Genomic DNA, 18675 nt, shown 5'->3' with positions numbered 1-18675 from the left:
CCATCGCCGGCAGCAACGGCGCGATCCGCGCGTACTCGACATCCGTCAGCTCGAACCGTCCACCCACGACAGACATGAATAGCCGAACCACGCCGCAAGATCCAGGAGACACGCCCTAGATCCAAACCGGGTGTCATCACAGGACGAGACACGGCAGTTCACCTCACCGTGAAACATCCAGGAGCGACATGGTCATTCTGACGTTCACCGTCCCGCCAATTGGTTCCGTTTGGCGCAAGACGTGCTCGCTGCCGGTTATTAACCGCGATCCGGCTGTACCGTGAGCCTGTGTCTGGCGTTGGGTTCTGCTGGGATGTCTACGTGTGGGTACCGCAGCGTGCCCCCGAGGTGTTCCAGATGTTCATCGACCGCTACGTCAACACCGACGGCCCTGGTGATCAACGGCTGTCCGCCTTCACACGCACCTACATCACTGGTACGCCGACCGACGCCGACGCCTCAACTCTGGCCGACCTCCGCTGGAGCGACCGCGACGCGTTTACGCTCTACCTGCGTAGCTCCGAATACTCATGGGCGATGATCACGATCACCGACGACGATGCAGCCGTGCTGGGATTGAGCCTCGCCGACCCCGACAACTCCCCGTTGGCGCGACAGAAAGCCGAGCAACTGATCTATCAGCTTCGTAGGGAGTTTGCCGCCCCCGCCGGCATTGCCGGAGTGGAGATGCCGCCACCCGGGTCTCGGAAGGAATGGCAGGAGGACCAGGTGCAACTACGCGTTGGCACACTGGACGAGAGCCCTACGACGCTTGAGCCTCCGCGTTGCTGAAGCCACGCCAATCCGCAACGAACGCAAATCTCCTCGTCGGGCAGTCTTAGACCATCCAGCCGCAATCGAAGGCCCAGCCAGGAAGCCTGTCCTAAGCTGGGGTCTCGCGGGTGCCCTCTGCAGTGCGAGAATTGATCAATGCGGTACTTCAGTGCGACTGGTTGGACGGCGATCTTTACCGGGACGGAGACCGAGAGCGGACGCATGCGACCAGTGGAGGCGTGGGATCCGGCTACTAAGGTGGCGCTTGTCGTGGATCCTCAACGTGGTGCGCTACGACCCGTCACCGACTGGCCGGACTTCTCTCACTTGGAACGTGGAGAGCGTGTTGCAGGCGTCGTACCTGGGGGTGGATGGCGCGCCCACTGGAACGACGGGTACGACGGCACGCCGCTAACTGAGGCGGTACTTGCTTGGCTTATCCACACCGATGGTCGAGCCACTCCCATCAGCGTTGACCCCGACGGCACAGTTGATACAGCAGAGCTGGCGGACCGCCTTCTCGCGCCCCAACAGGATCTGGGGTGAGTCGATAGCGGCCCGTATCGGTCCTCACCTGTCGCCATCCCGATGCTCCTATGGATGTCAAGCTCCGCTGGCTGCCGTATCGCGGCGGAGCTTGACCCCTTCGTCCCGAAGGAATGATCAGGTGCTGTCGAGCTGGACGACCAGTAAAGCCGACCTGCCCGCATGGTCCCCGAACGTTCATGGCCGTCCAGGCGCGATCGTCTTCGTCGAACCCAGTAAGTCACTCGCCTGGTCGATCGACCTCAATGGGAGTGATCTCTGCCGCAAGCGATGTAACCAGCGGGTTACATCCGAGCGTCTTGCCTGCATCTTGAATGTCCTCCGAAGACACCAGCCGCCCTGAGTACCACGATCATCGGAGGTCCCGTGACACAGACAGCCCCTGCTCGGTACGGGTCAAGGAGAAAGAGCAACTGGCGGAGGATGCTTCTCCCCGCCGTGAGATCCACGGCCCAGTTGCTCACGGCCCTCGCCGCTTTCCTCGCTGCGTTGACTGGGTTGTTGGCGCTGCTCCTCGGCTAGCACGCCGCCAACTGCCATCCCACTGTCTGCCGCCGACCCGCCCTCTGGGGAGCGGGCCGCCGCCCGGTCCGCCACGTCAAGCGGACCTACGCACGTACGGACGCTGGCGGGCCGGGCGGTGGTCTGCTCGGCTCGCCCGGGTCGTCGGCTGGCGGGATGGCATGTGCAACCACCCACGGACCGCAACGCGCGGACGGAGCCCCGGCCATCCTGGAGTCGTTGCGCCCCCGCCGGAGGCGCAGTGACCGCGACCGGCCCGCCGCCGCGACTCGCCGCGCGGACCCGGCGTGCCCTTCCCTGCGCCGCGCTGCTCGGGCGCGGCGCGGCCGGCTGCCGGCCCCCGAACCTCAACCACTCTCGGCACTACCGTCTGCGGCGGCCCCCGGGCTTCCCGCTCTCGGCGCCAGCCGCCGGGCGTGTTGCGTGGCCGACGTGGAGCGACAGCGGAGCGTCGGACACGCGCCCAAGCGGCGGCGCGTGCGGCCCGTTCAGGGCCGCCTTGAGCCGACAGCTCGCCCCCACCACTGTCGCCAAGTGCTACCAACTGCTCTCGATGATCCTCCGCACGGCCGTCCAGGCCCGGCTGATCGCCGCCAACCCGGCCGAGGGTGTGAGGCTGCCACGGGACCGGTCACGGGACGTCAAGCCGGTGACGATCAGCCGAGAGGACCTCTTCGGCAGGCTGACCAATTTGATTAGGAATCGTCAGTGATCGTAGATTGATCGTGTGGAACGTTTTCGGCTCTCAAAGGCCGCGAAGCGTTTCGGTGTCCATCCCGTGATGTTTCGTCTTTGAGTTGACTCCGCGGGGGATTCTGGTGACGTGGGTCGGTCGTGAGCACCGGTCTTCCTCGATGGCTGTCGAGGCGGCGAGCCGGTGAGCCGAAGGCTGCCGCTGGCTGCGGGCGTGGCCTCCCGTACCGGGTGTGCCCGCGCGTTGTTGCGGACGGGGGTGGACGAGGGGACCGGTGAGGTCCTGTCCCGGGCGGTGCTTGCGCGACGTGTCGACTGGTGTGCCGATCTGGTGGCGGGGATGGTCTCCGGCCTGTTGGCGGAGCGCTGGAACGCGGACGATGTGGAGGTGCTCGCCTCCGGCGTGGACGCCGGCGGCCGGAAGCTCCCATCGAACGCGTGGATGGCGCTGCGGCGTCTGGGCTGGACCGCCACCGCGGCCGAGGGTGTGAAGGTCAATGACCGGGTCGTGCGGATGGCGCAGGAGCAGGCGGGGCGGGCACTTCGCTCGGCGTGGTGGCGTGCTGGTCTGACTGGCGGGGTGCTCCTTCGACAGCTCTGCTGCCTCTCTGCTGCTTCAGAACGAGGAAGCCTCGGCGGAAAGCGCCCTGAACGAGGACGAGGAGGGCCTGTGACCTGCTGTGGAGCAGCGCTCCGCAAAGGGACGACCCCCGTCGGGGGGAGACGGGGGTCGTCGTGAGGTTCGGCTCCGGGGGGGTCGAGCCGAACCCGCTCAGCGGCCACGGGGGGTGCAACCGCCGAGGGCATTTCAGACGACGAGAGGTGAACTCTCATCGCGAGCACAAGCATGCCGCAGCGGACCCGTATACGTCGAGTGGTGTCGGCTCCACACACCGCTAATTCACGTTCGCAGAGTGTGACCGTCATCACTTCGCGACGGACCCGGCGCATCTGGCCGCCGCCGGGGTGCCCCCGGGGGCCGCGCTGGCCGTCGGCCCTCGGGCTAGACTTTCGCGCCGTGGGCCGAAGCGCCGCTTTCTTCGATCTGGACAAGACCGTCATCGCCAAGTCGAGCGCACTGGCGTTCGGTCGGCCGTTCTACCGGGACGGGCTGATCACACGGCGTGACGTGGTCAAGTCGGCGTACGCGCAGCTGATGTTCCGGCTGGGCGGCACCGACGAGCAGACCATGGCCCGGACCAGGGACTATCTCGCCACGCTCTGCAAGGGCTGGCAGGTGGAACAGGTCCGCCAGATCGTCGCGGAGACGCTGCACGAGCTGATCAACCCCTACGTGTACGCCGAGGCCGCCGCCCTCATCGAGGAGCACCAGGCCGCCGGCCGGGACGTGGTGCTGGTCTCCGCCTCCGGCGAGGAGATGGTCCGGCCGATCGGCGAGTTGCTCGGCGTCACCGACGTGATCGCCACCCGGATGGCGGTCGAGGACGGCCGCTACAGCGGCGAGGTCGAGTTCTACGCGGCCGGCCCCAGCAAGGTCGACGCCGTGGGCGAGCTGGCCGTCGAGCGCGGCTACGACCTGGCCGACTCGTACGCCTACTCCGACTCGTACAGCGACCGGCCGCTGCTGGAGTGTGTGGGGCACCCGACCGCGGTCAACCCGGACCGGGCCCTGCGCAAGCTGGCCGTGGAGAATTCCTGGCCGGTGCTGGAGTTCCGGCACCCGGTCCCGCTGGGCCGGCGGCTGCGGGAGCGTCCCGCCGTGCCGGTTGCCGCGGCGGCCCTCGGCGTCGGCGTCGGGGTGGCCATCGGCATCGCCTGGTACGGCCGGCACCGCCGCACCCGCGCCGCCACCCCCACCACCTGACCGCCAGAGACCGGGAGGCCGGGAGCGCGGGGTCAGGTGGCGGCGAGGATGTCGTCGCCGATGAGGGCGATCTGGTCCGCGCCGACCTCGACCGCGGTCATGTAGTGGCGGAGCCAGGAGCGCAGTCCGTCCGGGGTGCCGGTGGCGAAGGCGCCGGCCGCGCCGACGTACTCGGGCTCCCGCTCCCGGTGGCCGACCTCGACGGCGACCAGCCCACGCGGGTCGAAACCGGTGGAGATGAGCACCAGTCGGGCGGCGGCCCGGGCCACCACCCCGGAGGGGCCGGCGAACGGACGCAGGTTCAGCAGCTCGCCGTGAACCACGGCGGCGAGCACGAGCGGCGGCACCCGGGTGCCGCCGGCGACGAGCCCGGCCAACCCGTCGAGACGGGCCGCGACCACCGGGTCGGACACCGGTCGGCCCAGCTCCGACTCGGCGACGACGTCCCGGGCGGCGAGGACGTGCAACCTCGCCAGGACCTGCCGGGGAGCCTTCGGCCAGAGGTCGCTCAGCCCGGGCAGCGCCCCGGCCACCCGCAGCGCCCCCTGCAGCAGCGGGTCGGTGACCGTGCCGGCGCGTACCTCCTCGCGGTCGTGCACCCGGCCCTCCAGCGCGGCGCTGGCCACGGCGGAGCGGAGGCTGACCTCGGCGGCGACCTGGCCACCGTGGCGGCGCAGCGCGCGGTGCCGGTGCGCCTGGTCGACCCGCTCGCGGGCCCGCTCGACGGCGGGCGCGATGTCGGCGAGCGCGAGCAGCGGGGCGAGCGGATCGGTGGTCACCCCGCCACGCTAGCGACCAGTCGGCCGCGCGCGACCACCAGCCGCCGACAACGCGACGCGAACCACCCGGCCCCGTAACAGGGCCCCTTCGCTACCGGAGGCGTCAGGAAGGGGCCTTTCCTTACAACTGGGCGCGCGCCGGGGGCCGCTGGGCGCGCGAGGTCGGACCGGGTTGTCGCGGGGCGGCGACCGCGCGACTAACCTCAGCGGCGTACGAGACGCAGGTCACGCGACGAAGGAGCACCGCATGAGCGAGGCACTGGCCAACTTGCTGAACGAGACGCGGCAGTTCCCGCCGCCGGCCGAACTCGCCGCGAACGCCAACGTCAAGGCCGACGCGTACGCCGAGGCGGCGGGCGACCGGCTCGGTTTCTGGGCGCGCCAGGCCGGCCGGCTGACCTGGGCGAAGCAGTGGGATCAGGTGCTCGACTGGTCGAACGCGCCGTTCGCGAAGTGGTTCGTGGGCGGGCAGCTCAACGTGGCGTACAACTGCCTGGACCGGCACGTGGAGGCCGGCCGGGGCGACAAGGTGGCGATCCACTGGGAGGGCGAGCCGGGTGACACCCGCACCCTCACCTACGCCGACCTGCACAAGCTGACCTGCCAGGCGGCCAACGCGCTGACCGACCTGGGCGTCACCGCGGGCGACCGGGTGGCGATCTACCTGCCGATGATCCCGGAGGCGGCGGTCGCCATGCTGGCCTGCGCCCGGATCGGCGCCACGCACAGCGTGGTCTTCGGTGGCTTCTCCTCCGACGCGCTGACCAACCGGATCCAGGACGCCAGTGCCAAGGTGGTGATCACCGCCGACGGCGGTTACCGGCGGGGCAAGCCGTCGGCGCTGAAGCCGACCGTCGACGAGGCGGTGGCGAAGTGCCCGTCGGTGGAGCACGTGCTGGTGGTCCGCCGCACCGGCGAGGACGTCGCCTGGTCGGAGAAGGACCACTGGTGGCACGAGACGGTGGAGGCCGCCTCGCCGGAGCACGTCGCGCAGCCGTTCGACGCCGAGCACCCGCTCTTCATCCTCTACACCAGCGGCACCACCGCCCGGCCGAAGGGCATCCTGCACACCACCGGTGGCTACCTGACCCAGACGTCGTACACCACGCATGCGGTCTTCGACCTCAAGCCGGACACCGACGTCTACTGGTGCACCGCCGACATCGGCTGGGTGACCGGCCACTCCTACATCGTCTACGGCCCGCTCTCCAACGGTGCCACCCAGGTGATGTACGAGGGCACCCCGGACACCCCGCACAAGGGTCGGTTCTGGGAGATCGTCGACAAGTACAAGGTCACCATCCTGTACACCGCGCCGACCCTGATCCGCACCATGATGAAGTGGGGCGAGGACATCCCGGCCGGCTACGACCTGTCCTCGCTGCGGCTGCTCGGCAGCGTCGGTGAGCCGATCAACCCGGAGGCGTGGATCTGGTACCGGCAGCACGTCGGCCGGGGTCAGCTGCCGGTCGTCGACACCTGGTGGCAGACCGAGACCGGCTCGATCATGATCTCGCCGCTGCCGGGTGTCACTGAGGCCAAGCCGGGCTCGGCGATGACCGCGCTGCCCGGCATCGTCGCCGATGTGGTGGACGACCAGGGCCAGTCGGTGCCGAACGGCGGCGGTGGCTACCTGGTGCTCACGGAGCCGTGGCCGTCGATGCTGCGCACCATCTGGGGCGACGACAACCGGTTCATCGAGACCTACTGGTCGCGGTTCGGGGCCGGTGCCAACGCCGGCGACGAGTGGGTCTACTTCGCCGGTGACGGGGCGAAGAAGGACGACGACGGGCACATCTGGCTGCTCGGCCGGGTCGACGACGTGATGCTGGTGTCCGGGCACAACATCTCCACGACCGAGGTGGAGTCGGCGCTGGTCAGCCACCCGGCGGTGGCCGAGGCGGCGGTGGTCGGCGCGACCGACCCGACCACCGGCCAGGCGATCGTCGCGTTCGCCATCCCGCGCGGCACCGCGGAGACGTCCGGCGAGGCCGGCGAGCAGCTCATCGCCGATTTGCGCAACCACGTGGCGAAGACGCTCGGCCCGATCGCCAAGCCGCGGCAGATCATGCTGGTGCCCGAGCTGCCGAAGACCCGCTCCGGCAAGATCATGCGCCGGCTGCTGCGGGACGTCGCGGAGCACCGCTCGCTCGGCGACGTGACCACGCTCCAGGACTCCTCGGTGATGGAGCTGATCTCCTCCGGCATGGGTGGCGGCAAGTCCGACGAGGACTGACGGCAGGCGTACCCGGGATGGGTGACGGCCAAGACAGGCCGTCACCCATCGTCGTTTCGGACGTACGCGTGGTGAGTTCGATGGAGGCACCGCCCCGATGCCGGCGTTCGCCGATGCCAAGGGTTGGTGCCCGGGCATCGAGATCCGCAGCGGTGCGCATGCGCCGAGACGGCGGCGCTTCCGTTGCAAACCCCTCGGGGGCCACGCAAAGAACGCGACCCGGATGGTCATGATGGCGACAGCCACACCGACAGCGCATCCAGATCGTCAGACGCAGGATGGATACATCCTCTCGATCGCCGCCCCAAAAGAGCTGCTACGCGCCCAAGACTTCGGGCCGTCTTGACATCGGGCGGGTTGTCGCGTCGCTGGCGGACCTTGGCGCATGGTGTTTCGGCTCGCTGCTGGTCCGGAACTGCGCTGTAACCGGCGTCTCGGCATGCCACCTTTCCCGCGACCGTATTGACGGTGGCGGTGTTCCTGTCCCTGGCCGCCCAGGTCGTGGAGGCGGAAGCGTCTGTCATCGGCTGGGTTGCTGCCGCGCTGCCGGCGCTCGGCTTCCTGACGATGGTGAAGATTGCCCTCGGCCGCGCCGACCCCGCCCCACCCGACCACACCGCCCGCATGCGGGCCGTGCCGGAAGCGGTGTCGGTTCGTGGCGTTGCGGTCCCGGACAGCCGCGAGCCGGTCCCCGGACCGCGGGTGCCGGTCTCCGCGAGGACTGCCGCGGTCCGGGACCCCAGCACCACGGTCCCCACTGCGGCGGACCCGGCGGTCCCGGACCGGCGCGACAGCGACATGCCGGTCCGGGACCGTGGCCCGGAGACCAGCGGCCTGGTCCCGGCCGCCCAGCCCACGCGGACCGTGCCGGGACCGGCGCCGGTTCGTGGCGTTGCGGTCCCGGACAGCCGCGAGCCGGTCCCCGGACCGCGGGTGCCGGTCCCCGCGAGGACTGCCACGGTCCGGGACCCCACCACCACCGTCCCCACTGCGGCGGACCCGGCGGTCCCGGACCGGCACGTCAGCGACATGCCGGTCCGGGACCGTGGCCCGGAGATCAGCGGCCTGGTCCCGGCCGCCCGGACCGCCGCCCGCACCCTCGCCGCCCACGGGACGCCGCTGTCCCGCAAGGAACTCGCCCGACAGCTACGCGCCGACGGGCACCAACTGTCCAACGCCACCGCCACAGCGCTGCTGCGCGTCCTACGCGCCGAGACCACCCCACCCCCACCGGATCCGTCACACCAGAAGAACACCTGACAGAACCATCACCGGCGACTCCTGTCAGACCAACCCCTCCCCCTGGGAGACCAGCCGCGCGGCTGTCAGGAACCCCGCCGTCTGACAGAACCTGACCCAACCTGACAGAACGCCCACCGGCCCGACCTGACAGAACGCCCACCAGCCCGACCTGACAGAACGCACGCCAGCCCGCCCGCCGCCCCAACGGGGCGGCCAGTGCACGCACCCGCCCGCCCAAGCACCCTGATAAAGGAGCGACCAGATGCTGAACCAGCTCAACAACCCCTACCCGCGCCAGCAGCGTCGTCACCGACCCGCATCACACGTCCAGCGACACCCTCGTCACGGTTTGGGATGCCGTGTGGGCGTCGGTGTCGATCTCCGTTTGCCTGTCCGCCTTGATGCTGACCCCCGAACCGACCCCCCGACCCCACTGACAGCCCAGGTCAGGCCCACTCCCACAGACCTCAATCTGCTCCAGACACACCCCATGTTTGGGGTGTCCCCCCAAGGGGCCGCCCATGCGTAAACCGCGCGACTTTCGGAACGGACGCGCGGAAGTACGCCCGCGCCCTCCCCGAGCCGCGACCCTCGTTCGGTCGGCGGAGTCCGGCTGACTGAACGGGTAGAGCGACAACCCGCCCTCTGTCGGTGAGGGCGCCTTCTCCTTTAGGTTCAGCCACATCGGACCGGTTCGACGGGCATCACTGCCGAGCACCGGCCGATCTTCTTGTCCCATGCCCCACGAATGGAGCGGAATGAGTATCTCTCCGCAATCCGGGTCACGTCGGCGCATACTCGTCGCACTGCCCGCCATCGCCCTCGCCGCAGCGTCACTGACCGTGACGGGCAGCGCGGCCGCCCAGACGTCCGGTCCGGCTCCGGCCAAGATCGGGTCGGACGAGTTCTACATCAACTACGCCGAACCCGAGGTGCAACCGGATACCGGCGGCAAGGAGGTCAAGGGCAAGGACGGGATCTTCACCTCGGCCCCCGATGAGGCCAAGGCCTACGACCGGAAGTACGCCGGGGGCAACCCGGTGGCCGCGCGCGAGCTGGCCAAGCTGGAGGCCAAGGCCATCAAGACCGGCAAGAGCCCGCGGCAGATCAAGCAGGCCAAGGGCACCCAAACCGCCAAGCTGCTGACCCTGCTGGTGGAGTTCAACGACCAGGCGAACGACGACTTCACCAACGTCATGGTGCCGAAGACGGTTTTCGAGGACCGGAGCTGTGTCCCCGGCACCGTCCAGAACGGCCCGAAGCACAACAACATCGCCGACCCGGCCAGCCTGCCGCACGAGGACAACAACTCGATGTGGGTGCCGGACTTCTCGCCGGCGCACTACGACAAGATGCTCTACACCAAGGAGGGCATCACCGAGCGGGTCCGCAAGGACCTGACCGGGCCGGACGGCAAGCCGGGCATCAGCGTGGCCGGCCGGACCATGCACAACATGTACCTGGAGATGTCGAAGGGTGCGTACACGGTGGACGGGCAGGCCAGCCCGTGGATCACCGTGCCGCACTCGGAGGCCTGGTACGCCGCCTCCCGCTGCAGCCGGGACGCGAACGGCAACTGGGTCGCCGGACGGCAGCAGTCGATGAACGGCCACCCGGACAACCCGCTGGGTGCCGGGCGGCTCGCCACTGACGCCATCGACGCGCTGGCCAAGATGGACCCGAGCTTCCCCTGGGCCGACTACGACATCGAAGACCAAGGTGACCGGGACGGGGACGGCAACTACCACGAGCCGGACGGCGTCATCGACCACCTGGTGCTGGTGCACGCCGGCAAGGGCAAGTCCAGCGGCGGCGGCGACCAGGGCGTCTACGCGGTCTGGGCGCACTCCTCGGCGGTGGCCGGTGGCTACACCATCCCCGGCACCAACCTGCGGGTGTCGAACTACATCGTGCAGCCGGAGGACGCCGGCCTCGGCGTCTTCGCCCACGAGTTCGGGCACGACCTCGGCCTGCCGGACCTCTACGACACGTCGGGCAACAACAGCGACTCGGACGTCGACTTCTGGGACCTGATGGCCTCGGGCTCGCACTCCGGCGAGATCTTCCAGGCCCTGCCCACCCACATGGGCATCTGGGACAAGTGGGTGCTCGGCTGGGCCGACCCGCTGACCATGAACCCGGGCGACGACCCTCGGGCGGTGCAGCTCGGGCAGACCTCGCGCACCCCGGTCGGCACCAAGGACGGCATCAAGATCAACCTGCCGAACAAGGTGATCACCCTGGCCGAGCCGCACAGCGGGGCCAACATGTGGTACTCGGGAGCCGACCAGGACTGGGCCGATGTCAAGCTGAGCCGCACGGTGAACGTCCCGAACGCCGCCGACGCGAAGTTCTGGATGTGGAACAACTACACCATCGAGGCCGACTGGGACATGGGCTTCGTCGAGGTCTCCACCGACGGCGGCGCCACCTGGACCGAGCAGAAGGTCTACGACGAAGCCGGCAAGCTGGTCACGACCAACGACGGCTACGGCGACCCGAACGGGCGGATGGCCGACTACGGCAACAAGAAGTACGGCCTGACCGGTGACACCCACGGCTGGCGGCACGACTACGTCGACCTGTCGGCGTACGCCGGGAAGACGGTGCAGGTGCGGCTGCGCTACTGCACGGACGCGGCGTTCGTGGAGCGCGGCTGGTTCGCCGACGACCTCTCGGTCACCGGCGGCGGGACCACCACCTGGAGCGACGACGCCGAGAACGGCACCAACGGCTGGACCCTCACCGGCGGCACCTTCACCGACACCACCGGCGCGGGCTGGCACACCGACGGCGGCAGCCAGGTCAAGGCGCAGTACTACCTGGCCGAGTGGCGCAACTTCGACGGCTTCGACGCCGGCCTGAAGTACGCCTACGACACGGTCTACTCGCGAGAAGCGTGGAAGGTCGACAAGGTCTCGTACAACGCCCCGGGCATGCTGGTCTGGTACCGGGACACCGTGCTCGGCGACGTCAACCACGTGACCGCACAGCTGACCTCACTGCCGAGCTACGGCGCCAAGGGTGGTCTGCTGATCGTCGACTCGCACAACGAGCCGCTACGCCGGCAGGGAGAGGCGGCCGTCAAGGACCCGTCCGTGCTGGACAACCTGCCCAGCCGCCCGCAGTCCTCGAACGCGGCCTTCTCCCTGAACCCGACGTACCCGTTCAAGGAGTGCCTGGAGGCGGCGGGCGAGCCGTACAGCGAGTACTGCACCAACTTCCGCGCACAGGCTCCGGTGCCGGCGTTCAGCGACGCCCGGGGCTGGTACCCGGGCATCGAGATCCGCGGCGGGGCACTCTACGCTCGGGACAACGACGCCTCCGTCGTCATCCCGTCGCGTGGCAACGCGCCGTACACCACCCGGGTGACCAACCCGGATGGCAGCCCGGCGACCGCGCTGTACGGCACGAATCTCGGATTCACCGTCCTCGGCACCGGCAACCCGGGTGACGCGGGCGTCGCGTACGGCGTCTCGATCACCATCAAGCAGGCGGCCAAGGACAACTCGTACGCCACGGTGTACGTGACTCCGGCTACCCGGTGACCTGATCGGCGCGTCGCAACATCCTGGCGGGGTCCGTCTGGAGCACACTGCTCCGGACGGGCCCCGTCCTTCTTACGCGCCACAGATTTGTCGGTCATGCCGTGTGACATTTTCCCCGGCCCCGGCGCTCCCCTTGGGGGACTTCATAATCGCCGCCACTCTCGGTGATCGTGGCCAAAACGCAATGTGAATCGCCGTCAAATCCGTGCGCCAGTTAGCACCATTTTGCCCCGGTAAGAAGTGCCCACACCGGAGTGATTGACCAGTGACAACGATGGAGGCCTCTGTCATTGTGAGTGACGCATGACATGACGGTGATGGCTTTGGCTGCTCCTGTCATGTAACAGTTCCACAAAGGAGGAGGACCTTTGAGGAGACGAGTCACAGCGGGCCTGGCCTCGGCCGCGGCCGCGCTGCTGGCAGCCGGTGTCGTCACGGCGCCAGCCTCCGCCGCCCCGGCAGCGGAGCCCACCCCCGGCGTCGACAAGGCGAAGCACGGCAAGGACAGCCTCCCGGATCCCAAGTCGGATCAGCAGCGGGAGGTCCGAAAGCAGGCCATCGCCGACCTGCTGAAGGGCAAGGCCAAGCTTCAGACGCGCAACGGCTCGAAGGTCATCCAGGTGAAGGACGACCTGTTCGTCGAGTACCAGCAGGCGCCGAAGGTAGACCCCATCTTCACGATGCTGGTCAACTTCGGCGACAAGACCGACCCGCGCACCGGCGGCACCCCAGGCCCGGTGGTCAACCAGATCCCCGAGCCCGACCGCAACTGGGACGGCAGCCCCACCGACGACAACAGCACCCTGTGGCGCTCCGACTTCCACCGTGAGCACTACATGGACATGTTCTACGGCGAGGGCGAGTCGTTCCGGGACTTCTACCTGAAGCAGTCCGGTGGCCGGTACACCGTTGGCGGCGACGTCAGCGACTGGATCACGGTCCCGTTCAACGAGGCGCGGTACGGCAGCAACAACATCTCCGAGGCCGACGGCTACTGGAACTTCATCAAGGACACCGCCACGTCCTGGTATGACACCCAGGTCAAGGCCGGCAAGTCGGCCCAGGAGATCAAGGACTACCTGAAGCAGTTCGACGTCTGGGACCGCTACGACTTCGACGGCGACGGGAACTTCAACGAGCCCGACGGCTACATCGACCACTTCCAGGCGGTGCACGCCGGTGAGGGCGAGGAGGCCGGCGGCGGCGCCCAGGGCGAGGACGCCATCTGGTCGCACCGCTGGGCGGCGTTCCCCAACCTCGAGGGCAAGGCCGGCCCCGCCGGCAACCTGGCCGGTGGTGTCCAGATCGGCGACACCGGGCTCTGGATCCGTGACTACACCACGGAGCCGGAGAACGGCGGCCTCGGCGTCTTCGCCCACGAGTACGGTCACGACCTCGGTCTGCCGGACCTGTACGACACCGCGGGCGGTGACAACGGCGTCGGCTTCTGGAGCCTGATGTCCTCGGGTTCGTGGCTGAGCCACGGCACCGACGACATCGGTTCGACCCCGGGCTACATGGACCCGTGGTCGAAGCTCTTCCTGGGCTGGCTGAACCACTCGACCGTCGACTACGGCTCGGGCACCACCCAGGTGACCCTCGGCCCGGCGGGCGACAGCGACGGACCGAAGGCCCAGGCGGTCGTGGTGAACCTGCCCCCGACCACCCAGACCACGAACTACAACACGCCGTTCGGCGGGTCGTACGAGTGGTGGGGCGGCAGCGCGGACGACCTGAACACCACGCTGACCCGCACCCTGGACCTGACCGGCGCGACCTCCGCGTCGATCACGGCGAAGGCCCAGTGGGACATCGAGGAGGACTACGACTACCTCTACGCCGAGGTGTCGACGGACGGTGGCGCCACCTGGTCCTCCCTGCACAACTCGCTGATCGACGCCGGCGAGACCGGTGTCGACGGCTCCACCAGCGGCAACTGGGTCGACCTGACCTACGACCTGTCGGCGTACGCCGGCAAGAGCGTGACGTTCCGCTACCGCTACGCCACCGACGGCGGCGTGCACCTGGCGGGCCCGTTCCTGGACAACATCGCGCTGACCAAGAACGGCACCGTGGCGTGGACCGACGACGCGGAGACCCTGGCCGCCGAGTGGACCGCGAAGGGCTGGACCCGGATGGGCGGCTCGGTGACGGCCACCTACCCCCGCTTCTACATCGCCGAGAACCGGACCTACTTCGGTTACGACGACACGCTGCGCACCGGTGGGTACAACTACGGGTTCCTCAACACCCGCCCGAACTGGGTGGAGCGGTTCTCGATTCACCCTGGCATGCTGGTGTGGTACGTCAACTACGCGTACGGCGACAACAACACATCGCAGCACCCGGGCTACGGCCTCAACCTCCCGGTTGACGTCCGCTCGCAGAAGATCAACGTCCCGGGTCAGGGCGTGATCACCAACCGGCGCGGCGGCTACGACGCGACGTTCAGCCTCTACGCCAAGCCGGCCCAGACCTTCCACAAGAACGGTGTGGCGGTCACGGTCCCAGCGCTCGACCCGCAGCCGGTCTTCGACGACAGCGGCATCGGGACGTACTGGAACTCGGGCAACGCGTGGAACTCGGTGAAGGTGGCCGGCACCGGCACCAAGATCCAGATCCTGCAGCAGGGCACCACCCCGACCAGCGACATGGTCGTCAAGGTCACCAACTGATCGGGTAGCACCAGACCGGAAGGGCCGGTGGCGGCAACGCCACCGGCCCTTTCGCGTACCCTCGCCTCGGTCGATTTGCCCGATCGACCGATGCGGATGTGACGGTGAGGAGTATTCCCATCAAAAAACTGCTACATATCGACGTGCCTGTCTTCCCACCCGTCACGGGAGTGTTTATCTTCACCAGTGGTCCCACTAGTGGGACGTCTCACCGGCCCGTACCCCCGTTGGGCCGGTTCCCTCACACCGGAGGTACCACGTGCGCAAAGTCGCAGTGGGTCTGCTCGGGCTTTCGCTGACGGCGACGGGACTGGTGGCAGGCACGGCCGCCAGCGCCGCGCCGCAGCCGAAGTTGCCGGCCGCCGCTCCGTCGGTGGCCGAGCCCGCGCAGGCTGAGCATGATCTGCCGGACAAGTTCGAAGAGAAGCGCCGCGCGCTTCGCCAGGAGGGTCTCAGCGAGGTCCTGTCCGGCAAGGTCACGCCGCAGAAGATCAACGGCAGCACGGTCGTCAAGGTCGGCGAGACCGCCGGCGGCGCGGCGACGGCGGCCGGCGCCCGGACCGCAGCCCCGGGCAAGGGCGGCAAGAAGAACCAATACGTCGAGTTGGCCCGGGAGCGGACCGACAAGATCTTCGTGATCCTGGCCGAGTTCGGCGACGAACGGGACCCCGCCTACCCGGACAAGGACATGAACCCGGACATCCCGGGTCCGACCCGGTTCGACGGGCCGCGGCACAACGAGATCCCGGCGCCGAACCGCGCGGTCGACAACTCCACCGTCTGGCAGGCCAACTACAGCCCGGAGCACTTCCGCCAGCTGTACTTCGGCACCAAGCCGGGCGACGAGTCGCTCAAGCAGTACTACGAGGCCCAGTCGTCCGGGCGGTACAGCGTGGACGGCATGGTCACCGACTGGGTGAAGGTCAAGTACAACGCCGCGCGGTACGGCCGCTCGGACGACCCGATCGCGGACGACGACGTCGACAACCCGGCCAACGACCCGGCGGTCTGCGACAGCAACGTCTGCCAGAACACCTGGGACCTGATCCGGGACGCCGCCACTCAGTGGGTCGCTGACCAGAAGGCCAAGGGCCGCACCGACGCCCAGATCAAGGCCGACATGCAGTCGTTCGACCAGTGGGACCGGTACGACTACGACGGCGACGGTGACTTCAACGAGCCGGACGGCTACATCGACCACTTCCAGATCGTCCACTCCGGCGGCGACCAGGCGGACGGCGACCCGCACCAGGGCGAGGATGCGATCTGGAGCCACCGCTGGGCGGCGTACAACACCTCGCAGACCGGCCCGGCGAACTTCCCGATCGGCGGCACCGAGATCGGCGACACCGGCGTCTGGATCCGCGACTACACCATCCAGCCGGAGAACGGTGGCCGCAGCGTCTTCTACCACGAGTACGGCCACGACCTCGGCCTGCCGGACGACTACAACGTCCTGAGCGGTGGCGACAACAACAACGAGCACTGGACTCTGATGGCCCAGAGCCGGCTCGGCGACAAGAAGGACCGCGGCATCGGCGAGCGCGGTGGCGACCTGGGCGCGTGGAACAAGCTCCAGCTCGGCTGGCTCGACTACGAGGTGGTCAAGGCCGGCCAGAAGCGCACCCTGGACCTCGGGCCGCAGGAGTACAACTCCAAGAAGCCCCAGGCCGCGGTCGTGGTGCTGCCGCCACGGACGTACACCTTCGACAACGGCAAGCCGTTCGAGGGCGCCAAGCAGTACTTCTCGGGTAACGACGACGACCTGGACAACACCATGACCAGGACGATCGACCTCACCGGGAAGTCGACGGCCGCCCTGTCGATGAAGGGCCGCTACTCCATCGAGTCCGGCTTCGACTACCTCTTCTTCGAGGCGTCGACCGACGGCGGCAAGACCTGGTCGGCGCTGCCCGGCACGGTCAACGGCAAGGCGCTCCCGCCCGTCTCGGGCAGCGACCCCCGTCCTGCCCTCAGCGGCAGCAGCGGCGGCAAGTGGGTGGACATCAACCTCCCGCTGGACGCGGTGGCCGGCAAGGTGGCCCAGTTCCGGTTCCACTACGTCACGGACGGCGGGCTCTCCGCGGGCGGCTTCTTCGGTGACGCGATCACCGTGACCGCCGACGGGCAGACCCTGCTCAGCGACGGTGCCGAGAACGGTGCCGGGGACTGGGCGCTCAAGGGCTGGAGCATCGCCGAGGAGACCTACACCCGAGACTTCGCCAACTACTACATCGCCGGCAACCGGTCGTACGTCTCGTACGACAAGTACCTGAAGACCGGCCCGTACTACTTCGGCTACCTGAACAGCCGGCCCGACTGGGTGGACCACTACGCCTACCAGACGGGTCTGCTGATCTCCTACTGGAACCTCCGGTGGGCCGACAACGACACGTTCGCCCACCCGGGCGAGGGTCGGAACATGATCATCGACGCGCACCCGAGGCCGATCTACAACCTGACCGGCAGCCCCTGGCGGGCCCGGGTCCAGGTCTACGACGCCCCGTTCAGCCTGCAGAAGGCGGACTCGTTCACGCTGCACATCAACAGCCAGCCGCAGTACATCCGCGGTCAGGCCGCGCAGCCGCTGTTCGACGACACCAAGCAGTACTGGTACCCGGAGCTGCCGAACCACGGCGTCAAGCTCCCGGCCACCGGCACCAAGATCAAGGTCCTGCAGCAGAAGGGCACCTCGATCAAGGTGCAGTTCTCCTGAGCCACTGATCACCGCAACACACGACGCGATGCCCGGGCAGGTCACCCGCCCGGGCATCGCCCGTTCCCGGCCCGACCCGCAGCGGTCGGCAGCGGCGCAGCTCGCCCGGGGACGCCGGCAGCCCTGAGCAGCGCCGGCCCGACGGCGCGCGGCGGCCGGATCGTCGCAGCGCCTACGCTGTGGCACATGACCGACCAGCGTGGCGGACCCGTCGACGAGTCCTGCGTCCTCCCCGACGGGCCGTGGACGCACCGGTTCGTCGGCGCCAACGGCAGCCGCTTCCACGTCGTCGAGGCCGGCGCCGGGCCGATGGTGCTCTTCCTGCACGGCTTCCCCGAATACTGGTACGCCTGGAAGGACCTGCTGCCGACGGTCGCGGACGCGGGGTTCCGGGCGGTCGCGGTCGACCTGCGCGGGTACGGCGCGAGCGACAAGCCACCCCGGGGGTACGACGGCTACACCCTCGCCGCCGACGTCGCCGGCCTGATCCGGGCGCTCGGCGAGCGGTCGGCGACCCTGGTCGGCTCCGGGGCCGGCGGCCTCATCGGGTGGACCGCCGCCTCGTTCCACCCCAGCCTGGTCCGACGGCTGGTGGTGCTCGGGGCGCCGCACCCGCTCCGGCTGCGGGCCGCCATCTTCGCGGACCCGCGCGGCCAGTTCGCCGCCTCCACGCCGACGCTGAAGTTCCAGCTCCCCCGGTACGAGCACGTGCTGACCCGGGACGACGCCGCCGAGGTGGAGGCGATCCTGCGCCGCTGGGGCGGACCCCGCTGGGTCGACGGCCCGGAATTCGCGGCGTACGCCCGGTGCTGCCGGGAGGCGATGCAGATCCCGCAGGCCGCCTTCTGCGCCATGGAGGGCTACCGGTGGGCGTTCCGTTCCGTGCTGCGGCTGCACGGCTACCGGTTCGTCAAGCTGATGCAGAAGCCGCTGGTCACGCCGACCCTGCAACTGCACGGCGCGCTGGACCGGGCGTCCCTGCCGCGTACCGCCCAGGGCTCCGGCCGCTACGTCATCGCGCCGTACGAGTGGCGGCTGCTCGACGGCGTCGGCCACTTCCCGCACGTGGAGGCCCACGACGTGGTGCTCGGCGAGATCCTGCGCTGGGCGAAGTCCTGA

Annotated in this window: 10 protein-coding genes and 1 pseudogene; 10 read left to right on the top strand and 1 reads right to left on the bottom strand. The window is 68.9% G+C overall.

Annotated elements, in window-relative coordinates; all coding sequences use genetic code 11:
- Positions 1–357 precede the first annotated feature (357 nt).
- The 3 genes from FXF52_RS22605 (at position 358) to FXF52_RS22585 (ending at position 4360) form a co-directional block, all read left to right on the top strand.
- A complete protein-coding gene (locus FXF52_RS22605) occupies positions 358–792 on the top strand; it encodes a hypothetical protein (protein ID WP_148799756.1) in 435 nt (144 codons plus the stop codon).
- 1549 nt (positions 793–2341) lie between these two features.
- Positions 2342–2554, top strand: coding sequence for a hypothetical protein (locus FXF52_RS22595; RefSeq protein WP_148799752.1), 213 nt, complete (start codon positions 2342–2344; stop codon positions 2552–2554).
- A 999-nt stretch (positions 2555–3553) separates the two neighbouring features.
- Entirely contained in the window at positions 3554–4360 is an 807-nt protein-coding gene (locus FXF52_RS22585; protein WP_148799748.1) for an HAD family phosphatase, read from the top strand.
- A 32-nt stretch (positions 4361–4392) separates the two neighbouring features.
- Here FXF52_RS22585 and FXF52_RS22580 read toward each other — a convergent pair whose 3' ends face one another.
- A complete protein-coding gene (locus FXF52_RS22580; RefSeq protein ID WP_148799746.1) occupies positions 4393–5139 on the bottom strand; it encodes an oxidoreductase in 747 nt (248 codons plus the stop codon).
- 247 nt (positions 5140–5386) lie between these two features.
- On the opposite strand from FXF52_RS22580, the gene acs reads away from it, so the two are divergent.
- The 7 genes and pseudogenes from acs (at position 5387) to FXF52_RS22550 (ending at position 18675) form a co-directional block, all read left to right on the top strand.
- On the top strand, positions 5387–7375 hold the full coding sequence (acs, locus tag FXF52_RS22575; protein WP_148799744.1) for an acetate--CoA ligase: 1989 nt from the start codon (positions 5387–5389) through the stop codon (positions 7373–7375).
- 444 nt (positions 7376–7819) lie between these two features.
- A pseudogene (locus FXF52_RS22570) lies at positions 7820–7970 on the top strand (DUF2637 domain-containing protein); the annotation flags it as partial.
- Entirely contained in the window at positions 7943–8635 is a 693-nt protein-coding gene (locus FXF52_RS44115) for a hypothetical protein (protein WP_370518016.1), read from the top strand. The pseudogene FXF52_RS22570 and the gene FXF52_RS44115, both read left to right, overlap by 28 nt.
- 740 nt (positions 8636–9375) lie before the next feature.
- The gene (locus tag FXF52_RS22565; RefSeq protein ID WP_148799742.1) at positions 9376–12165 is read left to right on the top strand and encodes an immune inhibitor A domain-containing protein; all 2790 of its coding nucleotides are present in this window, start codon (positions 9376–9378) and stop codon (positions 12163–12165) included.
- A 368-nt stretch (positions 12166–12533) separates the two neighbouring features.
- Positions 12534–14840, top strand: a complete 2307-nt coding sequence (locus FXF52_RS22560; RefSeq protein WP_148799740.1) for an immune inhibitor A domain-containing protein — start codon at positions 12534–12536, stop codon at positions 14838–14840.
- Positions 14841–15114: 274 nt separating this feature from the next.
- Positions 15115–17556 carry an immune inhibitor A domain-containing protein gene (locus FXF52_RS22555; RefSeq protein ID WP_148799760.1) on the top strand — a complete coding sequence of 814 codons (2442 nt, stop codon included), beginning with the start codon at positions 15115–15117 and terminating at the stop codon, positions 17554–17556.
- A 186-nt stretch (positions 17557–17742) separates the two neighbouring features.
- Entirely contained in the window at positions 17743–18675 is a 933-nt protein-coding gene (locus tag FXF52_RS22550; RefSeq protein ID WP_148799738.1) for an alpha/beta fold hydrolase, read from the top strand.

It is taken from the genome of Micromonospora sp. MP36, assembly GCF_008119785.1.
Classification (GTDB): Bacteria; Actinomycetota; Actinomycetes; order Mycobacteriales; family Micromonosporaceae; genus Micromonospora.
Note: the sequence above shows the minus strand (reverse complement) of the source record. Positions and strands in the feature narration are given on the sequence as shown.